Annotated in this window: 26 protein-coding genes and 1 other RNA gene; 16 read left to right on the top strand and 11 right to left on the bottom strand. The window is 44.2% G+C overall.

Annotated elements, in window-relative coordinates; genetic code table 11:
- Positions 1-18: 18 nt before the first annotated feature.
- On the bottom strand, positions 19-981 hold the full coding sequence (locus tag AKJ31_RS13395; RefSeq protein WP_053409602.1) for an L-threonylcarbamoyladenylate synthase: 963 nt from the start codon (positions 979-981) through the stop codon (positions 19-21).
- A 624-nt stretch (positions 982-1,605) separates the two neighbouring features.
- Between AKJ31_RS13395 and AKJ31_RS13390 the strand changes: the two genes are divergently transcribed.
- The 4 genes from AKJ31_RS13390 to pepE all read left to right on the top strand — a co-directional run bounded on the left by AKJ31_RS13390 (position 1,606) and on the right by pepE (position 5,875).
- Complete coding sequence (locus AKJ31_RS13390; RefSeq protein WP_053409601.1) at positions 1,606-2,460, top strand: MurR/RpiR family transcriptional regulator; 855 nt, start codon at positions 1,606-1,608, stop codon at positions 2,458-2,460.
- A gap of 65 nt (positions 2,461-2,525) precedes the next feature.
- Positions 2,526-3,887, top strand: a complete 1,362-nt coding sequence (gene dcuC, locus AKJ31_RS13385) for a C4-dicarboxylate transporter DcuC (RefSeq protein ID WP_053409600.1) — start codon at positions 2,526-2,528, stop codon at positions 3,885-3,887.
- Positions 3,888-3,898: 11 nt separating this feature from the next.
- Positions 3,899-5,140 (top strand): peptidase T, encoded by a 1,242-nt coding sequence (pepT, locus tag AKJ31_RS13380; protein ID WP_053409599.1) that lies wholly within the window; start codon positions 3,899-3,901, stop codon positions 5,138-5,140.
- A 12-nt stretch (positions 5,141-5,152) separates the two neighbouring features.
- Positions 5,153-5,875, top strand: coding sequence for a dipeptidase PepE (pepE, locus tag AKJ31_RS13375; protein WP_053409598.1), 723 nt, complete (start codon positions 5,153-5,155; stop codon positions 5,873-5,875).
- Between the two features lie 324 nt (positions 5,876-6,199).
- On the opposite strand, the gene AKJ31_RS13370 is transcribed toward pepE, so the two are convergent.
- Positions 6,200-6,769 carry a hypothetical protein gene (locus tag AKJ31_RS13370; RefSeq protein ID WP_245639058.1) on the bottom strand — a complete coding sequence of 190 codons (570 nt, stop codon included), beginning with the start codon at positions 6,767-6,769 and terminating at the stop codon, positions 6,200-6,202.
- Between the two features lie 179 nt (positions 6,770-6,948).
- On the opposite strand from AKJ31_RS13370, the gene AKJ31_RS13365 reads away from it, so the two are divergent.
- Together AKJ31_RS13365 and AKJ31_RS13360 are read left to right on the top strand one after the other, a co-directional pair.
- Complete coding sequence (locus AKJ31_RS13365; RefSeq protein WP_245639057.1) at positions 6,949-7,221, top strand: helix-turn-helix transcriptional regulator; 273 nt, start codon at positions 6,949-6,951, stop codon at positions 7,219-7,221.
- Positions 7,218-8,063, top strand: coding sequence for a hypothetical protein (locus AKJ31_RS13360; RefSeq protein WP_053409597.1), 846 nt, complete (start codon positions 7,218-7,220; stop codon positions 8,061-8,063). Before AKJ31_RS13365 ends, AKJ31_RS13360 begins: the two co-directional genes overlap by 4 nt.
- 136 nt (positions 8,064-8,199) lie before the next feature.
- Here the strand turns inward: AKJ31_RS13360 and AKJ31_RS13355 are convergent, their stop codons facing one another.
- The 5 genes from AKJ31_RS13355 to smpB form a co-directional block, all read right to left on the bottom strand.
- Positions 8,200-8,943, bottom strand: coding sequence for a helix-turn-helix transcriptional regulator (locus AKJ31_RS13355; RefSeq protein ID WP_032551361.1), 744 nt, complete (start codon positions 8,941-8,943; stop codon positions 8,200-8,202).
- The gene (locus AKJ31_RS13350) at positions 8,936-9,784 is read right to left on the bottom strand and encodes an EAL domain-containing protein (protein ID WP_245639056.1); all 849 of its coding nucleotides are present in this window, start codon (positions 9,782-9,784) and stop codon (positions 8,936-8,938) included. Before AKJ31_RS13350 ends, AKJ31_RS13355 begins: the two co-directional genes overlap by 8 nt.
- 517 nt (positions 9,785-10,301) lie before the next feature.
- Positions 10,302-11,516 carry an integrase domain-containing protein gene (locus tag AKJ31_RS13345; protein ID WP_053409596.1) on the bottom strand — a complete coding sequence of 405 codons (1,215 nt, stop codon included), beginning with the start codon at positions 11,514-11,516 and terminating at the stop codon, positions 10,302-10,304.
- Between the two features lie 185 nt (positions 11,517-11,701).
- Positions 11,702-12,069: a transfer-messenger RNA gene (gene ssrA / locus AKJ31_RS22610) on the bottom strand.
- 68 nt (positions 12,070-12,137) lie between these two features.
- A complete protein-coding gene (smpB, locus tag AKJ31_RS13340; RefSeq protein WP_053409595.1) occupies positions 12,138-12,626 on the bottom strand; it encodes an SsrA-binding protein SmpB in 489 nt (162 codons plus the stop codon).
- 118 nt (positions 12,627-12,744) lie between these two features.
- Between smpB and AKJ31_RS13335 the strand changes: the two genes are divergently transcribed.
- On the top strand, positions 12,745-13,173 hold the full coding sequence (locus AKJ31_RS13335; protein ID WP_053409594.1) for an SRPBCC family protein: 429 nt from the start codon (positions 12,745-12,747) through the stop codon (positions 13,171-13,173).
- Between the two features lie 4 nt (positions 13,174-13,177).
- Complete coding sequence (locus AKJ31_RS13330) at positions 13,178-13,525, top strand: RnfH family protein (RefSeq protein WP_053409593.1); 348 nt, start codon at positions 13,178-13,180, stop codon at positions 13,523-13,525.
- Between the two features lie 92 nt (positions 13,526-13,617).
- Here the strand turns inward: AKJ31_RS13330 and bamE are convergent, their stop codons facing one another.
- The 3 genes from bamE to nadK all read right to left on the bottom strand — a co-directional run bounded on the left by bamE (position 13,618) and on the right by nadK (position 16,952).
- Positions 13,618-13,977 carry an outer membrane protein assembly factor BamE gene (gene bamE / locus AKJ31_RS13325; protein WP_053409592.1) on the bottom strand — a complete coding sequence of 120 codons (360 nt, stop codon included), beginning with the start codon at positions 13,975-13,977 and terminating at the stop codon, positions 13,618-13,620.
- A 182-nt stretch (positions 13,978-14,159) separates the two neighbouring features.
- Complete coding sequence (gene recN / locus AKJ31_RS13320; RefSeq protein WP_053409591.1) at positions 14,160-15,824, bottom strand: DNA repair protein RecN; 1,665 nt, start codon at positions 15,822-15,824, stop codon at positions 14,160-14,162.
- A gap of 243 nt (positions 15,825-16,067) precedes the next feature.
- Positions 16,068-16,952, bottom strand: coding sequence for an NAD(+) kinase (nadK, locus tag AKJ31_RS13315; RefSeq protein ID WP_053409590.1), 885 nt, complete (start codon positions 16,950-16,952; stop codon positions 16,068-16,070).
- Between the two features lie 145 nt (positions 16,953-17,097).
- Here nadK and grpE point away from each other — a divergent pair, with 145 nt between their 5' ends.
- The 4 genes from grpE (at position 17,098) to dnaJ (ending at position 22,851) form a co-directional block, all read left to right on the top strand.
- Positions 17,098-17,694: a nucleotide exchange factor GrpE gene (gene grpE / locus AKJ31_RS13310; RefSeq protein ID WP_053409589.1), complete on the top strand. Its 597-nt coding sequence runs from the start codon at positions 17,098-17,100 to the stop codon at positions 17,692-17,694.
- 292 nt (positions 17,695-17,986) lie between these two features.
- Positions 17,987-19,270 (top strand): dicarboxylate/amino acid:cation symporter, encoded by a 1,284-nt coding sequence (locus tag AKJ31_RS13305; RefSeq protein WP_053409588.1) that lies wholly within the window; start codon positions 17,987-17,989, stop codon positions 19,268-19,270.
- Positions 19,271-19,583: 313 nt separating this feature from the next.
- Complete coding sequence (dnaK, locus tag AKJ31_RS13300; RefSeq protein ID WP_053409587.1) at positions 19,584-21,497, top strand: molecular chaperone DnaK; 1,914 nt, start codon at positions 19,584-19,586, stop codon at positions 21,495-21,497.
- Positions 21,498-21,708: 211 nt separating this feature from the next.
- The gene (dnaJ, locus tag AKJ31_RS13295) at positions 21,709-22,851 is read left to right on the top strand and encodes a molecular chaperone DnaJ (RefSeq protein ID WP_053409725.1); all 1,143 of its coding nucleotides are present in this window, start codon (positions 21,709-21,711) and stop codon (positions 22,849-22,851) included.
- Positions 22,852-22,912: 61 nt separating this feature from the next.
- Here dnaJ and AKJ31_RS13290 read toward each other — a convergent pair whose 3' ends face one another.
- Positions 22,913-23,350, bottom strand: a complete 438-nt coding sequence (locus tag AKJ31_RS13290) for a type IV pilin protein (protein WP_053409724.1) — start codon at positions 23,348-23,350, stop codon at positions 22,913-22,915.
- Between the two features lie 96 nt (positions 23,351-23,446).
- On the opposite strand from AKJ31_RS13290, the gene AKJ31_RS13285 reads away from it, so the two are divergent.
- Genes AKJ31_RS13285 through AKJ31_RS13270 form a run of 4 tightly spaced genes read left to right on the top strand, consistent with a single transcriptional unit; the run spans position 23,447 to position 26,261 of the window.
- Positions 23,447-23,953: a GspH/FimT family pseudopilin gene (locus AKJ31_RS13285; RefSeq protein WP_053409586.1), complete on the top strand. Its 507-nt coding sequence runs from the start codon at positions 23,447-23,449 to the stop codon at positions 23,951-23,953.
- Positions 23,934-24,572, top strand: coding sequence for a PilW family protein (locus AKJ31_RS13280; protein WP_053409585.1), 639 nt, complete (start codon positions 23,934-23,936; stop codon positions 24,570-24,572). Before AKJ31_RS13285 ends, AKJ31_RS13280 begins: the two co-directional genes overlap by 20 nt.
- Positions 24,569-25,819 carry a hypothetical protein gene (locus tag AKJ31_RS13275; protein ID WP_053409584.1) on the top strand — a complete coding sequence of 417 codons (1,251 nt, stop codon included), beginning with the start codon at positions 24,569-24,571 and terminating at the stop codon, positions 25,817-25,819. The genes AKJ31_RS13280 and AKJ31_RS13275 overlap by 4 nt, the downstream gene beginning before the upstream one ends.
- A 22-nt stretch (positions 25,820-25,841) precedes the next feature.
- Entirely contained in the window at positions 25,842-26,261 is a 420-nt protein-coding gene (locus AKJ31_RS13270) for a type IV pilus modification PilV family protein (protein ID WP_053409723.1), read from the top strand.
- The last annotated feature ends 227 nt before the right edge of the window (positions 26,262-26,488 follow it).

Below are 26,488 nucleotides of genomic sequence, written 5' to 3'. Positions count from 1 at the left end.
GCTTTTTGTTTTTTGATATTAGAGTTTTGATTGGGCGCGATTCAAACGATCGTGCACCGCAAACCACTCTTCGGTGACAGGAGGGCGCTCCACCCAGATCTCGTCACATTGCCATTTGTCCGCGTCGTCTAGTGAGCGGTAGAGGTCGTGCGAGTACTGTGCGACATCGCTCGGCATCTGCTTAGCGGTGAACTCGGCGCTGGCCACTAGAGGTGTTAAATGCAGATAAGCAATTTTGTTGCCGTTAGTCTCAGGCAGGTTCTCAGCATCCACCAAACGGACTTTGGTATTCGGTTGGTAATGACTGGTCACATTGCCCGGCACGGCAACCGAATGGGCTTTCGGAGACAGCACTTCTTCTCCCAGAGTCTCTGACAATTGCGCCGCAGTAATTGGACCAGTACGCAAAATTCGGAATGGCTTTTGCGTCAAGTCGATAATGGTTGATTCCAAACCGTGGGCACAATCACCACCATCCAATACCGCTGCGATCTTACCGCCCAGAGAATTCAATACATGCTCGGCGGAAGTTGGGCTGAGCTTTTTATATGGGTTCGCCGAAGGAGCCGCGACCGCCATACCGGAAGATTGGAGCAGAGTACTGAACACATCATGCGCTGGCATACGAATCCCGATGGTATCTAGTCCACCCGTCACAACTGGCGTTGCTTGAGGCGCTTTGTTTAACAATAAAGTGACAGGGCCTGGCCAGTAAGCGCTAGCGATCGTATACGCTTCGCTTGGAATGTCTGTCGTCCAATCGGTCAACTGCTCGACGCTACCAATATGAACAATCAGTGGGTGATTCGCTGGACGTCCTTTCGCGGCGAAGATCTTCTTCACGGCTTCTGGGTTTGCTGCATCAGCGGCAAGACCGTAAACCGTTTCGGTTGGAATCGCGACAAGTTCACCGCTCGCTAAGATCTGCTTAGCTTGTTCAATGTCTTTTTGTTCGCGTGCTGAAAGGTGTAGCGTGTTCAATGTAACTTCCTCAGGGGATGGGTGTAGCATGACTAAATACAGCAACCGTGAGTAAATGGTGTCGTTAGAATACTTCTCATCCGATTGCCGGCAGACATTTTAGCCATCTTTAAAAATTTTTCGACGATTTATTGAGTATCAATTGTATCTAAACATCTTGCTCCTCTAGAGCTTTCGCCAGTCATGAGCGCCATGTCTTCAAGCCATCTTCAAAAGTAATTACGATTCAGTAACTAACGACAAGCAAACGACACCAGTGAGCAAATGCCGCGTCGGATAAACGCAGATCAGGACGTGCATGTTAACTTCTAAGAAGCGTGTCAGTCGCGAAATCCAGAGACGAACATCGTGAAAAAGTTCAGCTCAGTCTCAACCAACGCTTTTATTATTCGGTTTTTATTTATTCTCGATAAAAATACCCGAGTAAAAATATAAACATTATTCGCCATTTATTTTTACGAATAATTTTGAGTGAAAAATATTGATAATTCGTAGTGATATTGTTTATTTAAAGATCTTTTCCCACTTTAATCACATTTTAATCATGGGAAAAATATATTCCCTTGAAGGTCTCATTATATTGGCAGGAAAATTATCCCATAGAAACTAAACTATGGGAAAACGATGAATAAGCAGGAATTTATCGATAGCGTCAATGATATTGGCTCTCTTACACCGACAGAGAAGCTAATCGTCAGCTATTTCATCAAAAACTTTCCCATGTTGCCGTTTGCCAAGATGGATGAGCTGTGCAAAAACATCGGCGTGGGCAAAGCAACACTCGGGCGCTTCCTCAACCGTTTAGGTTTTAGTGGCTTTATCCAGTTCAAGAAGCTGGTTTCTCAAGATTTGGTACAAGAGTTAACCACGCCGATTGAACGCTGCCACAGCTCACAGTCGGTTCATCCTCAAGAAGGTTTGCTCAGCCAGCACTTTGAAGAAGTAATGAACAACATGGAAGAAACGTATCGTACGCTTTCTCCACATGATGTTGATAACGCGGTTAACTGCCTTTTAAACCCGAAAGGCAAGTTGTATGTTATGGGCAGTGCCTCTGCTGAAGCGCTTTCAAATTACTTCTATCTCCTCGCGAGATATTTGCGCAAAGACGTGGTGCTGCTTAAAGCTGATGCATCGACTTTGCCTCACCAATTGGTTGACGTAGATGAGAATGACACCTTGTTGGCGATCTCTTACCACCGTTTTTCCAGTATTACCGTGCGTTGCGTACGTTGGTTTCATCAGTATGGAGGCAAGATCATTGTCCTCACCGACCAACAGGTGAACCCGTTTGTCTCTTACTCAGATATTCAATTCTCGGTCGCCAGCCATAGTGACGGTCTGTTCAATAACCGCACATCAGGCTTTTCTTTAATCGAATTGTTGATCAAAGGAATGTCTATTCACGCAGATAAAGACCAACGCTTTAGCCGCATAGAGAATACCTTCAACGAGTTCGAAATATTCAATCGAAAGTAAATCTATTTAGCTAATTAAAATTACGCTCTTCTTCGGAAGAATATTCATTATATTAGAGGTGTAACATGATTACATACCTAGCCATTCCTATTATCTTTGGCGTCGGATATTTTATTATTAAAAAATATAATACTCAGGCGGTGCTATTAATTGCGGGTTTATTAATGATCGCCTTGGGCGTACTCAACGGGCATGAAGATTTTATGCCTAAAGGCGGTAAACCTACCGGTGCCGCTTTCGTTGACTTTTTTGAAGTGATTAAGGTTATTGCCTCTTCGACGCTGGCGAAACTTGGCTTGATCATTATGGCCGTTGGTGGTTTTTCAAAGTACATGAGCCATATTGGTGCAGCCAATGCGATGGTACAAATGGCGACTAAACCGCTGTCTTACATTAAAAACCCTTACTTAGTATTGGCGATGGCGTACATTACCGGCCAGCTAATCAATATCTTTATTCCGAGCGCGACCGGTTTGGCCTTATTGCTGTTGGTTGCAATGTATCCGGTATTGGTCGGGGTTGGTTGTAACCCAGCAGCTGCGGCTGCGGTAGTTGCAACCACAGGTTGCTTGGACTTAGGCCCAGCGTCATCTGCGGCGAATAAAGCGGCGGAAGTATCCGGCATTGATGTAGCAACGTATTTCGTGAGCTATCAAATGGTGGTTTCTGTTGCAGCGATGATTGTTATTGCCGTGCTGCACTTTGTTTGTCAGCGATACTTCGATATCAAAGACGAAGAGAAAGGCGTTAAGCATGAGTTTAATGTCGAAGAAAAGGAGCAGCGCCAAGTGCCTAAATGGTTTGCGATTTTACCTGTGCTGCCTTTGGTTCTTCTGCTAACGTTCAGTAAGTTTGCGATCACTAGTATTCGCATGGATGTCGTGACAGCAATGTTTATTTCTTTGTTCGTTGCGATGGTGTGCGATTTTATTGTGACTCGCGATGGCAAATCCGTTGCGGCGTCATTGAAAGTATATCTAGATGGCATGGGAGCGGTATTTGCGAGCGTGGTAAGTTTGATCATCGCAGCGCAAGTATTTGTAACAGGATTAGGTTCTATTGGTTTTATCGGTCTGCTACTTAACTCAGCATCCAGTTTTGGTTTTGGTTACTTGGCGATGGTGCTCGTTTTGGTCGGCATTATCACGCTAGTGACTCTACTGTCTGGCTCAGGCAATGCGTCATTCTTTAGCTTCTCTAACCTAGCGCCGGATGTTGCGGCTCAAGTAGGCGCGCCAATCGCAGCGGTGGCACTGCCAATGCAGTTAGCTTCCGGCTTGATGCGCTCAGCGTCTCCAGTGGCAGGCGTTATCATTGCATGTTCTGCGGTCGCGAATGTTTCTCCGATTGACTTGGCGAAGCGTACCGTGATCCCTATGGCTGGTGGTTTGGCTACGGTTCTTGCGGCTTCACAACTGCTAATTTAAGGGGAAGTGTTATGGATATCGTCGAACGATTTATCAGTTATACCCAAATCAATACCACAACCAATCGCGCTAACGGAGCGGCGGGCATTATGCCTTCCTCTCCGGGGCAAATGGTGTTAGCTCAGCAGTTGGCGAAAGAGCTACAAGCGTTAGGCATGACAGAGGTCAATGTCGCAGAGACCGCGATAGTTACCGCGACGCTACCAGCAAACATTGATAAAGATGCGCCAGTGGTTTCGTTCTTTGCTCATTTAGATACCAGCGCAGAACAAAGCGCTGATACCAAAGCGCAAATCAAACCTCACGACAGCGATGCTATTTGTTTAAATGAACGCTTAGGGATTTATCTGAGCGAGAAAGAGTATCCAGAACTTGCGCAGTACCGCGGTGACGACATCATTGTTACCGACGGTACTAGCTTGTTAGGTGCTGATGATAAAGCAGCAATTGCGGCGATTATGGATGCGTTGCAGCACTTTCAATCTCATCCAGAAGAGCCCCACGGCACAGTCAAAGTTGCCTTTGTACCCGATGAGGAACAAGGCTTACGCGGTGCTAAAGCGTTCGATGTGGATTCATTTGGCGCCGACTTCGGCTTTACTCTCGATTGCTGTGGTATCGGCGAATTTGTGTGTGAAAACTGGAACGCGGGCAACGCGGTTGTGACTTTTACTGGTCAATCCGCGCATCCGATGTCAGCCAAAGGCAAGTTGAAGAACTCCTTGCTGATGGCGCACAAGTTCATCGCGATGTTGCCACCTGGCGAAGCACCGGAATATACCGAAGGGCGCGAAGGTTATTACTGGGTGAAAGATCTGAAAGGCAACAGTGCTAAAACAGTATTGAACCTAGATATTCGTGACTTCTCCAAGCTGGGCTACCAGCAACGCATGGCATTTTTGCAGCAACTCGCCGACAGTTGTAATGCGTTGTGGGGCGGTGTGGAGATTGAACTCAGTGATCGCTATGAAAACGTCGCTAATAGTCTGCAAGGTGACAGCGCGTATGTGGTGGAAATCGCAGAGCAGGCGTATGCGAGAAACCAAATCGAGATGAAGCGTGTGCCGATGCGCGGTGGTTATGATGGCGCTGTGTTGTCACAAAAAGGGCTACCTTGTCCGAACTTGTTTACTGGCGCACATAATTTTCACTCCATCTATGAATACTTACCTGTGAAATCACTGCGAGCGGCGAGTGATGTAGTGAAAGACATCATCAGGCTGACGAGTGAACAACCTTTGAATCGTAATTAGCGGAGATACGCCATGAATGTATTGTTGTTTAGTAATGGCAAAGTTGCTGGAAATACCTCACTCCTGGAGTTTGGTATTGATTGGGTTGCAGAAGCAATTGAACGTACCGGCGCAAAGAAATTGTTGTTTATACCTTTTGCGATGATTCGCGGAGAGTATGACGATAGGCTGGCACAGTTAAACAGTGTGGTTGCCCCGTTTGGTGCGAGCGTTACTGGTATCCACCAAGCGCAAGACCCCGTAGAGGCAATCAAAGCGGCAGATGGTTTTATTGTCAGTGGCGGTAACACTTGGGTCTTGAACAAGATGCTGCATGACCAAGGACTAATTGGACCGCTGAGAAACGCCATTTTGAAGCAAGACAAGCTATATATTGGTTGGAGTGCGGGAACCAACATTGCCTGCCCAACAATTCGAACCACTAACGATATGCCAATTGTGTCTGCGGCCATTCTACCGTCACTCAACTTGGTACCGTTTCAGATCAACCCTCACTACATTGAAGCCAACATTTCTGGCCACATGGGCGAAACAAGAGATGAACGTATCGAAGAGTTTCTGATCCAAAACCCACATGAGATCGTGGTCGGGATTCCAGAAGGCACTATGTTGAAAGTTGAAGGGGGCAAGCTTACTTACCACACCGCAACAGGCGCTCCGTTGAAGCTGTTCCAATACCAGCAAGAAGCGAAATACTTTAACGCTCAAGACGACATTCAAGCCTTTATGGAATAAGGCTTAATGCTTACTCTGAAAGCGCAAAACGGTGATAAGAAGTTATCACCGTTTTTATTTCTAGAGCGTTAAAAGGCAAATAAAAAGGCCGCTAACTCATTGAGTTAGCGGCCTTCCAAACGTTTGGTGGAGCTGGCGTCATCTGAAACTGCTTATTATGTTACTGATTTTAAAGTTAAAATCTAAATTTATTTATTGGTTTGGGTAACTTAATGGGTACTAAAAGAAAAACTGAGTTATTTTGAAAAAGTGTGACCAATGTCGAGTATGTTCATGACACCTTACTCTTGTGACCTAAACTCTTGCACCAGATAGATTACATTTCTATTCTGAGAAATCTTCTTCTCGAAACACTTCTGATTCTCTTCTTACGTGAGGTTTCTTGCGAATTACTCTTTTTGGACGACGACACTCGCCAATGAGCTGGATTTGTTTTTTAATATAGCTTTCCTTTTTTAATCTTACTATGAGTACCTCACTCCATTTCTCTACCATTCTTAAACGATGTTTTTGTGTACTGACCACTCGTTTAGCGATGAACGGTGTCTCATATCCCGAGTCTTCAAGAAAGTTAGATATAGCTTTGTCATTGAATCCTTGTTGTTCTTTGAACTTAACTATGTTGTGGATTTGCATCAGGTATAGAGCTTCTTTGCGGCTCGCTTTACCTTCAAAACTTCCGTCTAAAAAAGTACCAAGACAAAGCTCGATAATAGCGGATAAATTTTCACTGTTACGGAGTTCCTTTCTTGAGAAGCCAAGTTTAGTTCCAATTGCATCAAGTATGTCTAGTGAGATATCTGACACGTGAATTCTCTTGGTTACGAGTCCTGAATCTTTTCTTCTCTGTGTTACAAATTGTTGTCTTATAGCGGCATCACTTTTACGTTTCATAATCCATTCTCGTTACTTGTTACCAACTACACGCTACACGATCTGTCTATCTAATTGAATGCTTTTTTTATGTGAGACTCACAATATATGGTTGTATCATTATGTTTCTTAAGTGTTTTTATTTTGTGAGGCTCACAGATTTTGTGAGGCTCACAAGATGCCTTTTTCCGTTTGATAAGATGGCTCCATTATTTGAAGCAGAGAAAAAAGACATGGCGAATGATAGATATATGAAAATTGGAGAAGTGCTTGAGAGAACTTCCTACAGCCGAGCTCAGATCTATCGCTTGATGAAATCAGGAGAGTTTCCAAGTGCATATAGACTCTCAAAAAACCGAGTGGCATGGAAAGAATCTGAAGTAGATGCTTGGGTTGAAGAGCGGCAAAGTATTTTTCTAGTACCGCAATTAGATAAAGGACAAAAGCTACTCGAAGAGGTATGGAGAAGATGAAACTAGACATATTCTTAGCTGGCATCAGATTAGAAGAGTGTGATTGGTTAATGAGCGAGTACGAAGCCTATTTAGAGAACGATTATCGTATTAAGCTGCTCAGAAAAATGGCTGATCATGTCTATCAAAGTCGTGGTCAAAGATACAGTTGTGGTCAATTGCATGAGTTGGCAGATAAGCTAGAGTCTTGCAATGAAGGTTTATACCAGTGTAAGAGTGTGGCATGTAAAAAATGCAATCGTCTGTTTAAAATAGAACGTGTTAACAACATCATTGCTTCAATCTTGCTTGACCAAGAGCAAGCACTGGATGCCGAATACGGTATCTATACTATTGTTCAATACTCGCGTGGAGTCGATGCATATGACTTCGTCAATTATGATATCCCTAAAGATAAGGACAGATTGAGAAAGTTACTATCTAGATGTGGTATCAGTGGTCCGGTATTGGGGGCGTTCGAGTTAGATTTTCATGATTCACCACAAAAATGGTTACCTCATTATCATGTTCTTATGCGTAAATCGGGTAACGAAGAAGCGATTGAGCGGCTAGGAGAGAGGTTATCGAAGCTTCACCCTAAGCACATTAAGCAGAATAGACAAGCTAGGCCATTTATGAAGCAGGAGTTCAGAGATCCTCTCAAGCAATTGAGTTATTTACATAAGTTGGCTTGTTTTGAAGTTCGCGATTATCAATCGTTTTGGGGGACGAATCTGACTAAGAAGTATCGGCTGAACAAATTGATGTTCTGTGAATCACTTTGTTGGTTAGATGAACAAGACAGAAGAACGTTGCCATTTCAATGGAATGCGAGAGCGTGGTTAAAGAAGTCCAAAGTGTAATCTACGATTTTTGTTGACTACACGAATACCACCTATCTCGAATGCTTAAATAGGTAGTTTTAAGAAACACCAATACAACACTAGTCGACTATTAATTGTGTTCTAGTCACAAGATGTTTATTTCAAATTTTTTGACTTAATAGACGCGCTCGCGCTGCGTTTCTTTTTGTTTATAGTCCATTAAGTTAACAAATTGCTTGGGAGAATTTCCATATGTTTCCTTAAATTTTTTGCAAAAGTAAGATGCGCTAGAAAAACCTGTTAAGTGAGCTACCTTTTTTATAGGATGTTTTTTCTTTAATAGTAAATACGCAGCTTTATTCATTCTTGCTGAAAGTATCAAGTCTGATAATGTGGTTTTTTCTTGAGATATCCTCCTCATAAGTGTAGCTTTTGACATATTAAGACTTTTGGATATTTCTTCTGCTGTCCAACGATGTTGGATTTTTTTAGATATTAGACGATGAATACGTTCAGATATAGAATCAGTTCTTTTAAGATCAAATTTCTTTAGAGTTCTAAAAGCATCTCTATTTATCAATTCGTGTAAAAAATCAGTATGGTCGAAAATGCCATTTTGAACATGGATCAACGAATCGATATAAGGTTTCATTTTTTTAAACGTATAGCTATCATAATCCATATCACACATCACTAAATATAAAGAAAAGTCATCGGATAACTCTTCTTTCAACGAAAAATTTATTAATGTATTTGAGGGTAACTGAATCAAAGCTTCACCCTCGATCACGATGACGCATCCTGGGTATGAGATAGCCCCGAAAAAATCAGTAAGTTTAATTATGTGTTTTGACTTAGATACAAAGCTTCCGGTATCTTTTGTTTTTAAATTTACTCTTATCTTTCTTATCTTAAACATGTTCTTTATTCAATATGTTCATCTTTCTTTTTAGCTGTGTCCAGCTCACTGGAGGAGAATAAAAGTATCCTTGAACCAGAACATTAAGGTTCTTCACAACGTCATGCTGATAAGAAGTTTCGACGCCTTCTAAAATAATACCTTTCTTGGCGTAAGGAGATATTACTCTCAATAGATAGTTTATTGTATTAATGTCGTCGCAGTTATGGTGAAGGAAAGACTTGTCTATTTTGATGTAATCCCAATCAATAAATCCTAGTGATATGTTTGCAACATTGTTTTTATGATAATAATCATCTAATAACAATCCTACACCAGAGCGCTTTAATAATCTGATACTACTTTGCAAGCGGCCACAATTTACATCACAGTCGATATCTGTAATTTCAATATCAAAGTTAACGTCACGTTCATTTAAGAGGCTCTGCAAAAAAAACCTATCCTTTAAACATGACAAAGTGATATTAACAGTTATAGGAATATGGACTTTTAGATCACTACAGAACTTAATTTGAGCTAGCGCGACCATTTTTATGAACTCTTGATCAATTTCAGAGAAAAACGTTTCGTTGTAACAAATCTCACCGGAATCGCTCAAGACTTTAGATAGGATCTCAAGGTGCCTTACTTGTCTATGCTTCAAGTCGATTATTGGTTGAAACAAAAATTCAAGCTTAACAAATGATGCATCGCTTCTTACGATGACTCCACTGTCCGTGTAGTTATATTCGTACATATTATTCTTCAATGAACTGATGTTGTTTTCCGTATCATCTATATGCATCACTTTTCCGTCTACTAAGCGCGTTGATCTTACAAAAGATTGAGTTGATATTTTCATTATTAATAAGCGTCATAATCCTGACGCACAAGAAACTATTGAAATAACAAAACGGCATGCCATTTATTTACTATCTTGTTAGGGGCTAGACGGTTACGATCAAAACGTGATTTCGGTTCAGAGATTGCGTTAAAATTTTTCCTTTTGCTTGATAATGATCTCTATTTGTTATGGGTGTCACATTTTTTTTCAAATTGACGAGTAACAGTTTCTACTTGGGAGGGTTAGAAAAGAAAGACTGATTGCTCTCGCTCGAGATCGCTTAATCAACTAACGGATTCTCACTCAGCCTTCCAATGCTAATATTTAACAGTATTTCACTACATATAAAGCTATCAGATGTTCATTTTGAAACGTTGTCGTCAAAATTAATGTCATTATCGCCTGAGGCTGATCTACAACTCTAACGGCTAAGTCAGTTCTTTTACTCCTGTTCGATGACTTAGCAGCTCTTCGCTGTTTAGAAGCAACTAAATTTCTTTTTAGCATCACGATAATTGTTGTATTTCAAAGTGCGCTAGCTCAGCGCAATACCTGTTCGAGTTGCATCAACAATATGCTTGCTCCACCAAGCCATAAGATCTCTTCTACGTTCTAGGTAATCTGTTCGGCTATATGCACGATGTGTTTTGTTACCAATAAGGTGAGCGAGTGCTGATTCAATTAAAATGTAGTCGTGTCCAGCTGCATTGAGCGTTGAGCTAGCTATGGAGCGTAAACCATGGGAAACTAACCGACCTCCAAACCCCATGCGTTTTAGAGCCATATTAGCTGTTTGACTATGCATTGGTTTTTTTGGATCTGTTGCCGACGGAAAAACATATTCGCTCTTTACTCTCATCGAGCTCATCACATTTAATAGAACGATGACTTCGTCCGTTAGAGGTATTCGGTGTTTTTTGCGTTTTTTCATCCTTTCTGCAGGTATTGTCCAAACTCGACTTTCTAAATCGAATTCTGACCACTTGGCTCCAGCTGCTTCGTTTGGTCTGGTCATTGTATGTAGTTGAAACTTGATAAGGTTTCGTGTCGAACGCTTGATACTTGCTTCGCTTAAAGTTGCCATCAATTCGGGTAATTCGTGTGGCTCTAGCGCTTTCATATGCTCTTGTTGAGGCTTTTTAAAAGTAGCAAAAATATTGCTTATTGGATTGGCGTTAATTAAGCCGCTGTGCATAGCGTACAGCATGACTTCATTTAGCCGTTGAGATAATCGTTTGAGTGTTTCTAAAGAACCTTTGGCTTCTACAACCCTTAGAGTTTGAATTACAGTCTGAGCTGTAACCATAGAGATAGGTTGTGAGCCCAAAGAAGGAAAAACATGTAGCTCAAGTGAACGCCAGATATCTTTCGCATAATCTTCGGTAACTGTTGATTTCTTTTGCTCCATCCATTGCTGTGAAACATTGAATAACGTGTGCTTATATATAGCGTCGGCTTTTTCCTTTTCTTCTTTTTTGTGGTGTTTTGGATCAATGCTTAGTGCTACTAGCTCACGGTGACCTTCGGTTATTTTCCGTGCATTAGCTATTGATAGATCTGGGTACTTGCCTAAGGTTATATTGCTGCGTTTCCCTGTTGCTGGACTCTTGTATACGAAACGCCAAGATTTAGTTCCATTTGGCATTATTCTAAGCTGCAAGCCTCGTCCATCACTGAGCAATTGCTCTTTGCCAGTTGGTTTTGTGCTTTTGACTTTTTTATCTGTCAGTTGAACTGCTGGTCTTGCCATTTTAAACCTATTTAGTACCCGAAATATCTTGGATGAGAGTATAGGGTAACTGGGCGGGTACTAAAAACGTGAGCAGATATGAGACGCGATGAGACAGAATAAGACAGGGGAGTGAGCTAAGTGATTGAATTTTTGATATTTTAGGTACAAAAAAGGCCACCCGAAGGTGGCCTTTTCCAAACGTTTGGTGGAGCTGGCGGGAGTTGAACCCGCGTCCGAAAACCATTCATCTTTGGTACTACATGCTTAGTCGATCTTTAATTTCACCACCCACCTGCGAACCGACACGCTAATGAATGGCTATCCTGAATTATAATTCGCCGTTCATCTCTCAGGCGGGAGAATCCGGGCTAGCGCGTTTGGGTTTGATCCCTCGTTGGTCCCCGTCTTACGTGCGGAAGCTAGGGCGAGAGAGCTCTTAGCAGGTTATTAAGCTGCTAGTGCGTAGTTTTCGTCGTTTGCGACTATTTTTTTGCGGTTTGTTAACGAGGCCTACCGCACCTCGGCATGCACCTTGGACTTCAAAATTCCCGTCGAATCCTAAATCAGCCCCAAAGGTATAAACGGCATAGTATCAGAAAAGGCTTCGCTGTCTAGTACTATGCGTCTAAGTGGTTAAGATTAACGCAGGTTGTTGCTCTTCATTACGCGAGCTTTCTGACGTTGCCAATCTCGATCTTTAATATCAGTACGTTTGTCGTGCAGTTTCTTACCTTTCGCTACACCGATTTTAATCTTCACCCAAGAGCGAGACCAGTATAGGGAAAGGGCTGTTAGCGTCATACCTTCACGGTTGATGCGACCTAACAAGTTGTCGAGTTCACGACGGCTCATAAGTAGTTTACGCACGCGTGTCGGGTTCGCGACTACGTGTGTCGATGCCTGATTTAGAGGAGTGATTGTCATGCCACTCACAAAGGCTTCACCGTCACGCATAAATACGTAACTTTCAGAAATATTGGCTTTACCTTGGCGAAGGGCTTTCACTTCCCACCCTTGTAGCTCCATGCCTGCTTCGATTTCATCTTCGATGAAATACTCGTGGCGAGCTTTTTTGTTTAGCGCGATGGTATTGCTACCCGCTTTTTGTTTGGATTTTTTCTTTGCCATAATGGCTGCATTATACGGTCAGTCATGACGTTATGAAATCCCTTTATTTGCGCTGAGTGCAAATAAAAGTAAAATTGCATTCAGCTTGAGGTTCAAGCAGTTGCTATGAGGAGTCAATATGAAGCAAGTCAGCCGTTCTGCCTTGGTATCGTTTAGTGCAGAGCAGATGTACAATCTGGTCAATGATGTTGCCAGCTATCCAGAATTTTTGCCTGGATGTTCAGGTTCGCGCGTTCTGGAGTCGAGTACAGGTGCAATGGTTGCTTCTGTTGATGTTTCAAAAGCGGGTATCAGCAAAACCTTTACAACGTCAAATGAGCTTAGCCCAGGCGAGTCGATTGTGATGAACCTCGTCGACGGCCCATTCAAAATGCTTAAAGGCGGTTGGTTCTTTACCGCGTTAGATGAGCAAGCGTGTAAAGTAGAACTAAAACTGGAGTTTGAGTTCTCTAGCAAAATGATTGAAATGGCGTTTGGCAAGATTTTTAACGAGCTCACCAACAATATGGTGAATGCGTTTACTCAACGCGCAAAACAGGTGTATTAGTGTCATGAGTATTGAGTCTGACATGATTCATGTCGAAGTGGTGTATGCGCTTCCAGACGAGCAACGAGTATTCACGTTAGTCGTGAATAAAGAGATGTCGGTTGAAGAGATCATCAAACAATCAGGCGTGTTGGAACAATACCCTGAGATCGACCTAAAGAAAAACAAGGTCGGGGTCTTTAGCCGCAACGTGAAACTGGATGCGACGGTGAGAGACAAAGACCGGATCGAAATTTACCGACCGCTGCTGGCTGATCCGAAAGAGATTCGCCGCAAACGAGCAGAGCAAGCCAAAGCGGCTGGGGCGGCAGACCCCGTAACTGGCGGTAAGAAGAATCCACTGCGTAAATAATGTAAGAATGAAAATAGAAAAAGCCCATCAAGTGATGGGCTTTTTGTTTGCGTGTTAAGCAGTAATACGTTGTTGCCGTGACTAAGCTAGGCTTAGTTGATGCTTTCGAAAAACTCGGCACTAGGCTGGTAGTCACCAGAAACCTCAACTAACTGACCATTGCTGTTGAAGTTTACTATGAGATTCTTCTGCTCTGGGTCGCTATGACCTTCTGTGCGGTGGTAAATGTAGTACCACGTATCTGGGTAGCCATTTTCAACCAGCATAGGCGAGCCCATTACATAGCGTACTTGCTCTTTTGTCATACCGAATTTCAGGGTATCAACCGCTTCTTGTTCGATGTAGTTGCCTTGATTTATATCGATGCGATAAACCAATTTTTCGAGCAATGAGCAGCCTGTCAGAGTAGACATAGCCAGAGGCACTGCGATAAGCCACTTTGTTAGTTGCATACTTAAATTCTTATTCAGGTATTTTTTAAAACTTTGCCGATAATAAACAAGCTGAGCGTCAATGTAAAAAGCTCGTGATGTTTTGAATTGATTCAGACTGCGAATTTTGAATTAAGTTGCAAAGTCGAGTTAAAAAACGTTCAGAAAGTGATTTTAACTCGACTTTATCTTGAGAAGTGCGCTTAAGCGGCGATAAGCAGTTCGCGAGCGTTGGCTAAGGTGGATTCGGTAATTTGGCTACCACCTAATAGGCGAGCGAGCTCTGAAACGCGTTGGTCGTTATCGAGTCTGTTCATTTGCGTTTCTGTTTTGCCCGCTTTAGTTTGTTTGGCAACAAACAGTTGCTGATGACCACAACCTGCTACTTGAGGTAGGTGAGTGACACACAGTACTTGAGTCGATTCGCCCAGTTTACGCAGCATCTTACCGACAACGGCAGCTGTTGGGCCGCTGATACCTACATCGACCTCATCAAAGATCAGGCTTGGTGTATCAACTTTCTGCGCGGTGATCACTTGGATGGCAAGTGAGATGCGAGAAAGCTCACCACCAGAGGCGACTTTAGCGATCGGCTGCATCGGTTGACCCGGGTTAGTCGATACAACAAAGCAGACGTTATCCATACCCAGCGGCGAAGGGTGAGTCCCTTGATTCTCCACTTCAATACAGAACTTGGCTTTTTCCATGCTCAATTCGTGCATGCTTTCAGTAATCAGCTTGTTTAACTCTTTCGCGTAGCGGCAGCGCGATTTGTGTAACTTTTCTGCCGCATTCAAGAACGCCTGATATTTTGCTTCTACATCTTGTTCTAACTCACCAAGACGTTCGTCTGAACAATCCAAGGCTTCTATTTGTGCTAACAGCTCTTGATGGTGCTGATATAACTCATCCGGTAACACATGGTGTTTTCTTGCGATCGACATTACTTTAGAAAAACGCTCTTCCACGTAAGCCATTCGAGCTGGGTCAACGTCAATACTGTCTAAGTAACTTCTTAGCTCACTGTTGGCTTCTTCTATTTGGATGATCGCTTCTGCCATCATGTTTGGTAGCTCAGCTAATCTTTCATCCAACTCAGCCAATTGAATTAAGGAGTGATTGGCTGATTGCAAAATACCAAGCGCATTAACTTCTTCGCCTTCGTAAATAAGCTCGATCGCTTGTTGGCAGGTAGAGGCGAGTTCGCCACTGTTGGACAGCCGTTTGTGCTCTTGTTCAAGCTCTGCATATTCTTCCTCACCAAGTGATAGCTCGTTGAGCTCTTTAATTTGGTATTCGAGCAACTGCTTTTGCGCAAGATTCGCCGCGCTATTCTCTTTTAGCTGCTTAAGATCATTGTCGGCCTGACGCCAACTTTGATAAGCGTTGCGGGTACTTTTTAGCAAGTTAGTATGACCGGCATATTGATCAAGCATGGCCATTTGATATTCCGATTTCATCAAATGGTGGTGAGCATGCTGACCGTGGATATTGATCAGCAATTGACCCAGTGCTTTTAGTTGAGATAAAGGTACTGGGCTGCCGTTGATAAAGGCTCGTGAGCGGCCTTCTTTGCTGACAATTCGACGTAGGATACAGTCACTGCCATCCAATAGGTCGTTGTCTTCTAGCCAACGTGTTGCGTGAATATTGTTATCGAGGGAGAAAGCCGCACTGACTTCGGTTTTTTCTTCCCCTTGGCGTACCATGCTGGCTTCTGCGCGTCCGCCAAGACATAAACCAAGTGCATCGATGGCGATAGATTTACCTGCACCCGTTTCACCTGTAATGGTGGTCATGCCCTGAGATAGCTCCAGCTGTAGAGATTTAACAATAGCAAAATTATTAACACTTAGATGAGCCAGCATTTTGTTGTACCTGTTTAAATGAACAATACTGTATATAAGTGCAGTATATACTGTTTCTTTATACAGTAAAGATGGCGGTGAAAATTTTTGTGGTTGGGTTCAAATTGTCGCTGGTGGAGCGTCTGCTAAATAACAAGGAGGGTTTGTTGGTAACAAGGGACAGGCAAAGAGTGGTAGGGAGTAGGCAATAAAAAAGGTTGATGTTTGTGCATCAACCTTGGGATCTCGAATCTCTTTTGAGAGTTAAAACAAACGGCTAGACCAGCCGAGCTTGTTTCTTAACACGTGGTAGTAGCTGTAGTCTTTAGGGTGGATCAGCTTCAACACATTTGGACTTTGATAGATGTGAATCTCGTCGCCGGGTGACACAGGTAACGAGACTTGTCCGTCGCAGCTGACCTCTTGTGTGCCACGATTGTCTGGCGAGACAATCAACTTGATACGGCGTTTACTATCGACAACCAATGGGCGGCTCGATAGCGTGTGTGGGAACATTGGTACCAGCGAAATTGCGTTCAAGCTTGGCGATAGAATTGGGCCACCACCTGAGAGTGAATAGGCGGTAGAGCCTGTCGGAGTGGACACAATGATGCCGTCGGCGCGCAAGGAGAACGCAAAGCTGTCGTCAATGTAGACTTCGAACTCGATCATGTGTGCGACTTGGCCTGGGTGCAGAACGGCCTCATTTAATGCTGCGTTGTGGCTTTTGACTTGACCGTGACGGTGAACTTCAGCTTCGAGTAGAAAGCGTTGCTCCTCAATAAACTCGCCTTTCAATACTGCTTCGAGTGCAGATTTAAAGTCTTCTGGGTTGAGGTCGGTTAAGAAACCCAAGTTGCCACGGTTTACCCCGATAACAGAGACGTTGAAGCGTGAAAGTACTCTTGCTGCACCGAGCATATTACCATCGCCGCCGACGACGATGGCTAAATCTGCGACTTTGCCCAATTGGATCAGGCTAGCAAAATCCTCTTGAGGAACATCGTCTAGAATCTCGATCAATCTATCGTCGATAAAAACCTGATAACCTTCAGACTTTAGCCAGGTATAAAGCTCCCTGTGAGTCTGAATTGCCTGCTGATCTCGTGGTTTACCAATGATGGCGATCACTTCAAAAGGTTTTTTCATAGGTTTTCCGCACTAAATAGGCTTGAATCAATAATCTTCATCCCCATAATAATGGCAAGTTAGCTATTTATGCGAATTTTTGTGTCCCCCAGCGCGATAAATGTGATTTGCTGGGAGCCAAATATAGTTGAATTCTGGAGATATCATGAGCAACGAAGAAAACAAAGTTACTGAAGAAGAGCTAGATCAAATCATCGAGGAAGCTGAGAAGGTGGAAGCGGCTGCACAAGAAGCAGAAGCTGAACTTGAAGAAATTGGTGATGAGAAAGACGCTAAAATTGCTCAACTAGAAGCGGCACTATTGACCAGCGAAGCAAAAGTGCAAGAGCAGCAAGACTCTGTTCTTCGTGCGAAAGCAGAAGTTGAGAACATGCGTCGTCGTACTGAGCAAGAGATCGACAAAGCGCGTAAATACGCACTAAACAAATTTGCTGAAGAGCTTCTTCCGGTTATTGATAACCTAGAGCGTGCGATTCAAGCTGCGGATAGTGAAGTTGAAGCGGTGAAGCCAATTCTGGAAGGTGTGGAACTGACTCACAAAACTTTCGTTGATACGGTGGCTAAGTTTGGTCTGAAAGAAATCAACCCAGAAGGTGAAACTTTCAACCCAGAGTTGCACCAAGCGATGTCGATTCAAGAAAGCCCAGATCACGAATCAAACACTGTTATGTTCGTTATGCAAAAAGGTTACGAGCTGAATGGTCGCGTGATTCGTCCTGCGATGGTGATGGTTGCTAAATAAGCGGCAGACGACAATCCGTTCAAATTTTGTAAAAGAGAGGCCAAAAGCCTCTCTTTTTTTGATCCTGTCAGACCAGTTTATTAGGTTCGGTGTAAAGCTTTGATTTGGGGAAAAAGTTTCCTTTGGTGTTAATTTGGAAAATAAGTTTCCAATACGATATATGTAACATTATTGTAAAGAAACGCTTTGATTTGTGATTTTTTTGTGTATTGTGCGTGGTGTCTGCCGAATATTCTAGGTAGATAAGCTACAAAACTATAAATATCTAACACAACATATTGGAGATTGAGGCATGGATAAATCGCTTTCGAGTAAGATTTTTGTCGGTCTATTTGCTGGCTTACTCATCGGTACCGCGATTCAGTACTTATTTAGCGGTATTGCGATTTTTGATACGTACTTACTAGGTGCGGCAGAAGGGGTAGGTGGTATGTTTGTATCACTGATCAAACTATTGGTTGTGCCTCTGGTTTACGTATCTATCGTCTGCGGTATTGTTGATCTAAAAGACATCACTGCATTTGGTCGTCTTGGTGGAAAAACTTTTGCTCTATACATTATCAACACCATCATCGCCATCACTGCTGCGTTAACTATCGGTATGATTGTTCAACCGGGTGCTGACGCGCATCTGGCTGGGACCATTTCAGAGTCGATCCAACTGACAACAACTGAAACCCCAGATATTTTCTCTCTAGTGGTTAACATCGTACCTAGCAACCCTGTCCAAGCATTTGCTAACGGCGACATGCTACAAATCATCTTTATGGCGATTTTAACTGGCCTAGCGATTCAAGCACTTGATTCTCGTGGTGGTCCTGCAATTCGTACCTTCAAGATGGCGAATGAGATCATGATGAAGCTCGTTGGTCTTGTGATGAGCCTAGCGCCATACGGTGTTCTTGCACTGATGATTCAGTTGGGTGCAACGCTTGATGCGCACACGCTACTGTCTGTAGCTGGCTACGTCGCTTTGGTTATTGCCATGTTGGTGTTCTGGATTTTCGTGTTCTACCCAACCGCAGTAGGCCTAGCGACAGGGACTTCTCCAAAAACGTTCTTGCGTGCAACTCGTGAGCAGATCTTGTTCTCGCTATCAACGGCAAGCTCGAACGCAACCATTCCGGTAACCATGCGCACGCTGACAGACAAGCTGAAAGTGTCTAAGTCAGTGGCAGGTTTCGGTGTGCCACTGGGCGCGACGATGAACATGTCTGGTGTATCTATTTACATTACGCTAGCAACAATTTTTGTCGCGAACGCATTTGGCCAACCAATCAACTCAGCGGACGTGTTTACTCTTGGTTTAACTATCCTACTGCTATCTGTTGGTGCGGGTGGTGTTCCGGGCGGCGGTATCGTAATGGTCGGTGTGTTGCTTCACCAACTAGGCCTACCACCAGAAGGTTTGGCAATTGTTGCCGCGGTAGACCGTATTAACGATATGTTCTGTACCTCATCAAACGTGGTGGGTGATACAGCAGTGAACACTATCGTAGCGAAAAGTGAAGGCGAAATTGATAAAGCGGAAGTAGAAACCGAAGTCGACGCAAAACCAGCGCAAGCAAACGCGTAAGCTACTTATTCTTTCACGAGCAATTTTAAAGCGAGGCCATGTGTCTCGCTTTTTCTTTGGCCATAAATAACCTTATTCAAATTGAATTAGCCATATTTAGTCCCCATAAAAGGATATATACGGCGGGTTTAAAGAAAAAAATACGTTTTTTTTTACTTTGTCCCTTGAAAACCTATTCGACGCCCTTATCTATGGGGCATAAGAGAAGCAAACATAATTATTTTTGTTTGTGAGCAAGGGTTGAAACCCGATTCTCCATCCCCACATAGGGGATATAGCAAAACGAAAATAGAATTTATTCGGAGATAGCCTGATGGGTAAAATCATTGGTATTGACTTAGGTACTACTAACTCTTGTGTTGCTGTACTAGACGGCGACAAACCACGCGTAATCGAAAACGCGGAAGGTGAGCGTACAACGGCATCAGTTATTGCATACACAGATGGTGAGACGCTAGTAGGTCAGCCTGCAAAACGTCAAGCAGTAACAAACCCAGAAAACACGCTATTTGCAATCAAGCGTCTAATCGGTCGTCGTTTCGAAGACGAAGAAGTTCAGCGTGACATCGAAATCATGCCTTACAAAATCGTTAAGGCAGACAACGGTGATGCATGGGTAGAAGCGAAAGGCCAAAAAATGGCGGCTCCTCAGGTTTCTGCTGAAGTACTTAAGAAAATGAAGAAAACTGCTGAAGACTTCCTAGGTGAGGAAGTAACTGGCGCAGTTATCACAGTTCCTGCTTACTTTAACGATGCTCAGCGTCAAGCGACTAAAGATGCTGGCCGTATTGCAGGTCTAGAAGTTAAACGTATCATCAATGAGCCAACAGCGGCAGCACTGGCTTACGGCCTAGACAAGAAAGGCGGTGACCGCACTATCGCTGTTTACGACCTTGGTGGTGGTACATTCGATATCTCAATCATCGAGATTGACGAAGTTGAAGGCGAGAAAACGTTCGAAGTACTAGCAACTAACGGTGACACTCACCTAGGTGGTGAAGACTTTGATAACCGTCTAATCAACTACTTGGTTGAAGAGTTCAAGAAAGAACAAGGTATCGATCTTAAGAACGATCCATTAGCAATGCAGCGTGTTAAAGAAGCAGCAGAAAAAGCGAAAATTGAGCTTTCTTCTACTTCGCAAACAGACGTAAACCTACCTTACGTGACTGCAGATGCGACTGGTCCTAAGCACATGAACGTAAAAGTGACTCGTGCGAAACTAGAATCTCTAGTTGAAGACCTAGTACAACGTTCTCTTGAGCCACTAAAAGTTGCTCTAGCTGACGCTGACCTATCAGTAAACGACATCACTGACGTAATCCTAGTGGGTGGTCAGACTCGTATGCCTATGGTTCAAGCTAAAGTAGCTGAGTTCTTTGGTAAAGAAGCGCGTCGTGACGTGAACCCAGACGAAGCAGTAGCAATGGGTGCTGCAGTTCAGGGTGGTGTTCTTGCTGGTGAAGTTAAAGACGTTCTACTACTAGACGTAACTCCACTGTCTCTAGGTATCGAGACAATGGGGGGTGTAATGACTAAGCTAGTTGAGAAGAACACAACGATCCCAACTAAAGCGAACCAAGTTTTCTCTACTGCAGAAGACAACCAGAGCGCGGTAACTATCCACGTTCTACAAGGTGAGCGTAAGCAAGCGATGTACAACAAGTCTCTAGGTCAATTCAACCTAGAAGGCATCCAGCCTGCACCACGTGGCATGCCACAAATTGAAGTAACTTTCGACCTTGATGCGGACGGTATCCTACACGTATCAGCGAAAGACAAGCAGACTGGCAAAGAGCAGAAGATCACTATCCAGGCATCTGGCGGTCTAAGCGACGATGAAATCGAGAAAATGGTTCAAGAAGCAGAAGCTAACAAAGAAGCGGACAAGAAGTTCGAAGAGCTAGCAGCTGCACGTAACCAAGCTGACCAAATGATCCACGGTACTCGTAAGCAAATCGAAGAAGCAGGTGATGCTCTTCCAGCGGACGAGAAAGAGAAGATCGAAGCTGCAATTACAGAACTTGAAGAAGCTCGTAAAGGCGAAGACAAAGAAGCAATTGACGCAAAAGTTCAGGCTCTAATGACTGCTGCTCAAAAGCTAATGGAAATCGCTCAGCAAAAAGCTCAAGCACAACAAGGTGCTGAAGCTGGCGCTCAACAACAGTCTGCTGAAGACGACGTTGTAGACGCAGAGTTTGAAGAAGTTAAAGACGATAAGAAGTAATTCAATCACCGAGTAGATGGGAACGTCTACTCGGGTTGAAGCTCCTTATTGGAATCTCTTTGCGGGCGTTTGAGGTAACTCTAACGCCCGCATGTTTGTAGATAAGAATGTCTTTCTAGCTAAGCGCTTTTCTGATGAAAGCCTTTACCTAAAACGATACAAACACCAAGCGGCAGTGGCCGTTTGCAGTACTACATTGGTGACGAAGAACATGTCAAAACGTGATTTTTACGAAGTATTAGGCGTAAGCCGTGATGCATCAGAGCGTGATATCAAGAAGGCGTACAAACGCCTTGCAATGAAATTCCACCCGGACCGTAACCAGGGTGATGAATCTGCTGCGGATAAGTTTAAAGAAGTAAAAGAAGCGTACGAAATCCTAACCGACCCTCAGAAGAAAGCCGCGTATGACCAATACGGTCACGCAGCCTTTGAACAAGGCGGTATGGGCGGTGGCGGCTTCGGTGGCGGCGGCGCTGATTTTGGTGACATCTTTGGTGATGTATTTGGCGATATCTTCGGTGGTGGTCGTCGTGGCGGTGGTCATGCGCGTGCACAACGCGGAGCAGACCTTCGTTACAACATGGAACTGACGCTTGAAGAAGCCGTTCGCGGTGTGTCAAAAGAAATCGAAGTTCCAACACTGGTTCACTGTGATAGCTGTGACGGTAGCGGCGCGAAGAAAGGCACGTCAGCTGAAACTTGTGGCACCTGTCATGGTCACGGTCAAGTGCAGATGCGCCAAGGTTTCTTCGCTGTTCAGCAGACCTGTCCTACCTGTCATGGTAAAGGTAAGATCATTAAAGACCCATGTAATGTGTGTCATGGTCAAGGTCGTAAGCAGAAAACCAAAACACTTAACGTTAAGATCCCTGCGGGTGTGGATACTGGCGACCGTATTCGTCTCTCTGGCGAAGGTGAAGCAGGCGAAATGGGTGCACCAGCCGGTGACCTATACGTTCAGGTACACGTGAAAGACCACCATATCTTCGAACGTGACGGCAATAACCTGTACTGTGAGGTTCCGGTAAGTTTTGCAATGGCAGCATTGGGTGGGGAAGTTGAAGTTCCGACACTTGATGGTCGTGTAAATCTGAAAGTGCCTTCTGAAACGCAGACTGGTCGTATGTTCCGTATGCGTGGCAAAGGCGTGAAAGGCGTTCGTGGTGGTGGTATCGGCGACCTCATCGTTAAATTGGTTGTTGAAACGCCGGTGAACCTAAGCTCTCGCCAAAAAGACTTACTGAAAGAGTTTGAAGAATCTTGTGGCGGCGAAGCGGCAACTAAGCACAAGCCAAAGTCTGAAGGTTTCTTTAATGGCGTGAAGAAGTTCTTTGATGACCTAACCAGCTAAGTCCGGTTGAGTACAGTAAAAAAGCCTGCAGCAATGCAGGCTTTTTTGATCGGTTTAATCTCTATTTCCAACACGCTGAAGGTGTTCCTTCGCCTGTTTGAGTCAAGGTCAGGCTGGTGTAACTTGTACCGTCGCACTTATCGCTATTTTGCCCTTTGGTGGACTGAGGCGTCGCTGTGATCGTGTACCCCGTCGAGGTGGTGGTAAGGTTCATCGCGTATCGGTCCGTATCACTGTCGCAGATTATACAAACACCACCAGAGATGATGCCAGTCGCTGAATAACCCGCGTTATAATTTTCTTCTAGCTTAAGTTGTATTTTCGCCATGTCTGCGAGCGCTTGGCTTCTGTGCCCCTCTACGACATATGCGGTGTAGCTAGGTAACGCGATTGCTGCAAGTATTCCGAGTATCACTACGGCGATCATTATTTCGATCAGACTCATACCTTTCTCATTGCAAGCCATTCTTTTGCATCTAATTTTTCGAATCATTTCCATTTGTTCCACCTCTACAGTCAATCTATTTTTGGTAGCTGCTAGCATCGGTGCAAGCGGATTCGTATAAATCACATTGTTTTCAAAGGAATTTGGGAAATGCCTCGCGGGTTTACTCTATTGGAATTACTTATCACTATCGTCGTGCTCACAGCGATGATGGCGTTTGCTGTCCCGAGCTTTTCAGCTTTATCGGGGCAAACAAAAATGACCCAGTTAGCGAGCTCATTGCAGACATTTCTCCATCAAGCAAAATCAGAAGCGGTGTTTCGCAATCAAGATTTGTGGGCACATATTGATATACCGACTAACCCAGATTCCACTGGTTCGTGGCGGATTGTTTTGACAGATGCAGATACCCCAGGAGTGGGGACCACATTTAAGGTCTTTTCTGGCTCTCCGTTCATCAACATTAGCGTTGCGCCTAACTATGTTTCAGACCAAATAAAGTTTGATGGCGTACGTGGGAAGATCACCGGCGGTTCCATTTCGTTTCATCCGGCAGACGACAGTAGCGAAGAGCTGGTTCTTAAATCTTCGTATGGAGCGAGTCGTATTTTAGTCTGTGGAGAAGGGGGAAGCCGCTATGGTTACCCAGCTTGTTAAAAAGCAGAAAGGCGCATCGTTAATTGAATTTATGATTGCCTCTGTGATCGGCGTGATTGCGATTGGCATCATCGGCTCGCTGTTTATTTCGTCACAACGTACGGCAAGCAAACGTGGTCAGGAATTGTTATTGCTGCAGAATATGGCAGGCACGCTACAGCAGATAAAAGAGGACGCCCAAAGAGCGGGATATGATGGTGTCGATACGGGATCATTAAAGCTCTCTGGCGCTACTGACACCATTCACGTACAAAGCTCACCGGACATGCTGGGTTACATTTACCGTATTGCGCCTTCGGGTGTTGCAAGCTTGCGGAGTGTCGTCTATCGACACGCGCCAGTTTCTGGTAGCGCAAGTTCTCTGAAGATATGCGAAAAGACTCAGTCGTCGCCGATGTTAGTAGCTTCAGCCGCGGACTCTGGTTACAAAGGGGTATGTTTCTCTGTTTTCGACCCTAAGCAAATCGATGTTACCGCGTTTTCAGCCGTCACCCATTCGGTAGCAGGGGGTAAGGTGAGCAGTGCAGTGACGACGGTATCAATGACCGCTCAGTTGACGAATAACGTTTCAGTCAATCGAACGATGAGCGTTGAAATTAAACACAGGAACTGGCAATGAGAAAGTATCAAGCTGGCGTGGCTGCGCTATTGGTGACCTGTTTGTTGCTCGCTGCCTCGTTAGTGATCGTTTTAACTTCTTACCGCAATGTTTTTTATCAAATTAAACGAGCGCAAAATGAAGTCACAAGTAGACAGCAACACTGGCTGGCGGAAGGTGCATTGGAATGTGGTTGGGCGCAATTTAAACCAATCAAATCGATTCCCGCAACAGTGACAGACTGTGGTTCGGGCTTAGCGATCGTTCCTTCGTTTGAGGTGACACAAGCGGGTTATATGGTCAAGGCTGACGTTGGTTTTGCATCTCTTAAAAAAGAGATCCAGATGGGTGGCGACTTGGGGTATGGGGCGATGCAATCCAGTGCTGATGTCTATTTTCACTCCAGTGCTACATTCTCTACCCCAGACCCAGGCGCTTTGGGCTCCGACGGCTGGGAGTGCATAGCGTTAACTTATAAAAACCGATTCTACTCATCAGTGGTCGACAACAAAGGTGTTATCCACGGTGACTCGCCTTTTGCTGACTTCTCTAATCCGAGCAGTCTTGATTGTGCCAACACTGCGACCAATAACTATTTGTCATCTGCGACAGGTGGCGCAGGAGCAGGAAAAGACTTTGCACAGAATACACACCTGAAACCGTTTGAGTCATTTTTCGGTGTCGAAGAAGCAGATCACGACAAAGTTCGAGATAATGGGACATTTACCATTCTGGATGCGGGTGGCTCAGGTGCACTCCTACCTAGCTGCGGAACCCAACTGACAACTCAGATACTGAGTGGAAATCATCACCTCTGGGTAGAAGGTAGCTGCGAGATTACCCAAACAGAATATAACGGTTTGGTTAATGCGACACAGGGGACGAATGGCGTGACCGTTATGGTTCACGATGGTTTGTTCTCGGTGATGGGGACCCCTGCAACGGGCGCAACAACCAATAAGTTTAAAGGCGTATTATTCCACTTTAACTATGCCTATACCCCATCAGTTGGAGACTGGTCTGGGTTAGCGGCAAATGCACATTTGAACCACGTACCATCAGTTGTTGAGGATAGTTACCGCACTATTGCTTCGTATTACCAACATGGTGCTTTCTTAGTTTCTGGTGGGCAGTATTTTGATTCTGATGGTCAAGCAGCGGTATTTTTTGACTCCTTAGACTTTAGATACAACAAAGACATCATCGATAACTCGCGCAACGCCAATGTTGTACCTCGCTGGAGAAAGGGGAGTTGGTATGCGAAATAATCTCGTAAAACCAAAGCACGCTATGGGTGTATCCAAACAACAAGGCTTTAGCTTAATTGAGATTCTGATTGCCTTTGTTTTGATAGGTATTGGCGCTCTGGGATTGATCAAACTGCAAACTTACGTTGAGCAGCGTGCCGACTATGCGGCTCACAGTATCCAAGCGCTACACCTAGCGGAAAAGAAACTGGAGTGGTTTCGGACTCGCGGAGCTTCTGCTGCTGCCTCTAGTATTGCGGTTGCCGATTTTAATACCAGCATTGTTGATGGCAATGACACTACCCATCCGTTGTATTCATTGAGTTGGTCAGTACCAAGCACAACCTTATCTGGTGCGGTTAAAACGGTGGTGATTGACGCCTATTGGCAGGATAGGTTTGGGCAAACTCAAAAAGTTCGGCTACAAACCATGCTATCGAAATTCAGCGAATTTGATAACTAGTGGATACCAACACTGTTTTAAGGAGTGGTGAGGTACGACAGTGCTTTATTCTATACATTGCACATTTGTATCGAGATTGTTTTTAGACATGAAAGGTATTGTTTACGTGCTGTTGTGACGTGATGGCATTTTTGCAAAATATATCTCCAAATATGGAAAAACCTTTGGAATGCTGTGCTTTCATAAAGTGATTTTAATAGAATGTTTGGCTGAAAGACGACTGAAAT

The organism is Vibrio hepatarius (genome assembly GCF_001274785.1).
Taxonomy (GTDB): domain Bacteria; phylum Pseudomonadota; class Gammaproteobacteria; order Enterobacterales; family Vibrionaceae; genus Vibrio; species Vibrio hepatarius.
Note: the sequence above shows the minus strand (reverse complement) of the source record. Positions and strands in the feature narration are given on the sequence as shown.

Bases quoted from the DNA above. Each gene is read 5' to 3' on its own strand.
- AKJ31_RS13390 (WP_053409601.1), top strand. From the start codon at position 1,606: ATGAATAAGCAGGAATTTATCGATAGCGTCAATGATATTGGCTCTCTT.
- dcuC (WP_053409600.1), top strand. From the start codon at position 2,526: ATGATTACATACCTAGCCATTCCTATTATCTTTGGCGTCGGATATTTT.
- pepT (WP_053409599.1), top strand. From the start codon at position 3,899: ATGGATATCGTCGAACGATTTATCAGTTATACCCAAATCAATACCACA.
- pepE (WP_053409598.1), top strand. From the start codon at position 5,153: ATGAATGTATTGTTGTTTAGTAATGGCAAAGTTGCTGGAAATACCTCA.
- AKJ31_RS13370 (WP_245639058.1), bottom strand. From the start codon at position 6,769: ATGAAACGTAAAAGTGATGCCGCTATAAGACAACAATTTGTAACACAG.
- AKJ31_RS13365 (WP_245639057.1), top strand. From the start codon at position 6,949: ATGGCTCCATTATTTGAAGCAGAGAAAAAAGACATGGCGAATGATAGA.
- AKJ31_RS13360 (WP_053409597.1), top strand. From the start codon at position 7,218: ATGAAACTAGACATATTCTTAGCTGGCATCAGATTAGAAGAGTGTGAT.
- AKJ31_RS13355 (WP_032551361.1), bottom strand. From the start codon at position 8,943: ATGTTTAAGATAAGAAAGATAAGAGTAAATTTAAAAACAAAAGATACC.
- AKJ31_RS13350 (WP_245639056.1), bottom strand. From the start codon at position 9,784: ATGAAAATATCAACTCAATCTTTTGTAAGATCAACGCGCTTAGTAGAC.
- AKJ31_RS13345 (WP_053409596.1), bottom strand. From the start codon at position 11,516: ATGGCAAGACCAGCAGTTCAACTGACAGATAAAAAAGTCAAAAGCACA.
- smpB (WP_053409595.1), bottom strand. From the start codon at position 12,626: ATGGCAAAGAAAAAATCCAAACAAAAAGCGGGTAGCAATACCATCGCG.
- AKJ31_RS13335 (WP_053409594.1), top strand. From the start codon at position 12,745: ATGAAGCAAGTCAGCCGTTCTGCCTTGGTATCGTTTAGTGCAGAGCAG.
- AKJ31_RS13330 (WP_053409593.1), top strand. From the start codon at position 13,178: ATGAGTATTGAGTCTGACATGATTCATGTCGAAGTGGTGTATGCGCTT.
- bamE (WP_053409592.1), bottom strand. From the start codon at position 13,977: ATGCAACTAACAAAGTGGCTTATCGCAGTGCCTCTGGCTATGTCTACT.
- recN (WP_053409591.1), bottom strand. From the start codon at position 15,824: ATGCTGGCTCATCTAAGTGTTAATAATTTTGCTATTGTTAAATCTCTA.
- nadK (WP_053409590.1), bottom strand. From the start codon at position 16,952: ATGAAAAAACCTTTTGAAGTGATCGCCATCATTGGTAAACCACGAGAT.
- grpE (WP_053409589.1), top strand. From the start codon at position 17,098: ATGAGCAACGAAGAAAACAAAGTTACTGAAGAAGAGCTAGATCAAATC.
- AKJ31_RS13305 (WP_053409588.1), top strand. From the start codon at position 17,987: ATGGATAAATCGCTTTCGAGTAAGATTTTTGTCGGTCTATTTGCTGGC.
- dnaK (WP_053409587.1), top strand. From the start codon at position 19,584: ATGGGTAAAATCATTGGTATTGACTTAGGTACTACTAACTCTTGTGTT.
- dnaJ (WP_053409725.1), top strand. From the start codon at position 21,709: ATGTCAAAACGTGATTTTTACGAAGTATTAGGCGTAAGCCGTGATGCA.
- AKJ31_RS13290 (WP_053409724.1), bottom strand. From the start codon at position 23,350: ATGGAAATGATTCGAAAAATTAGATGCAAAAGAATGGCTTGCAATGAG.
- AKJ31_RS13285 (WP_053409586.1), top strand. From the start codon at position 23,447: ATGCCTCGCGGGTTTACTCTATTGGAATTACTTATCACTATCGTCGTG.
- AKJ31_RS13280 (WP_053409585.1), top strand. From the start codon at position 23,934: ATGGTTACCCAGCTTGTTAAAAAGCAGAAAGGCGCATCGTTAATTGAA.
- AKJ31_RS13275 (WP_053409584.1), top strand. From the start codon at position 24,569: ATGAGAAAGTATCAAGCTGGCGTGGCTGCGCTATTGGTGACCTGTTTG.
- AKJ31_RS13270 (WP_053409723.1), top strand. From the start codon at position 25,842: ATGGGTGTATCCAAACAACAAGGCTTTAGCTTAATTGAGATTCTGATT.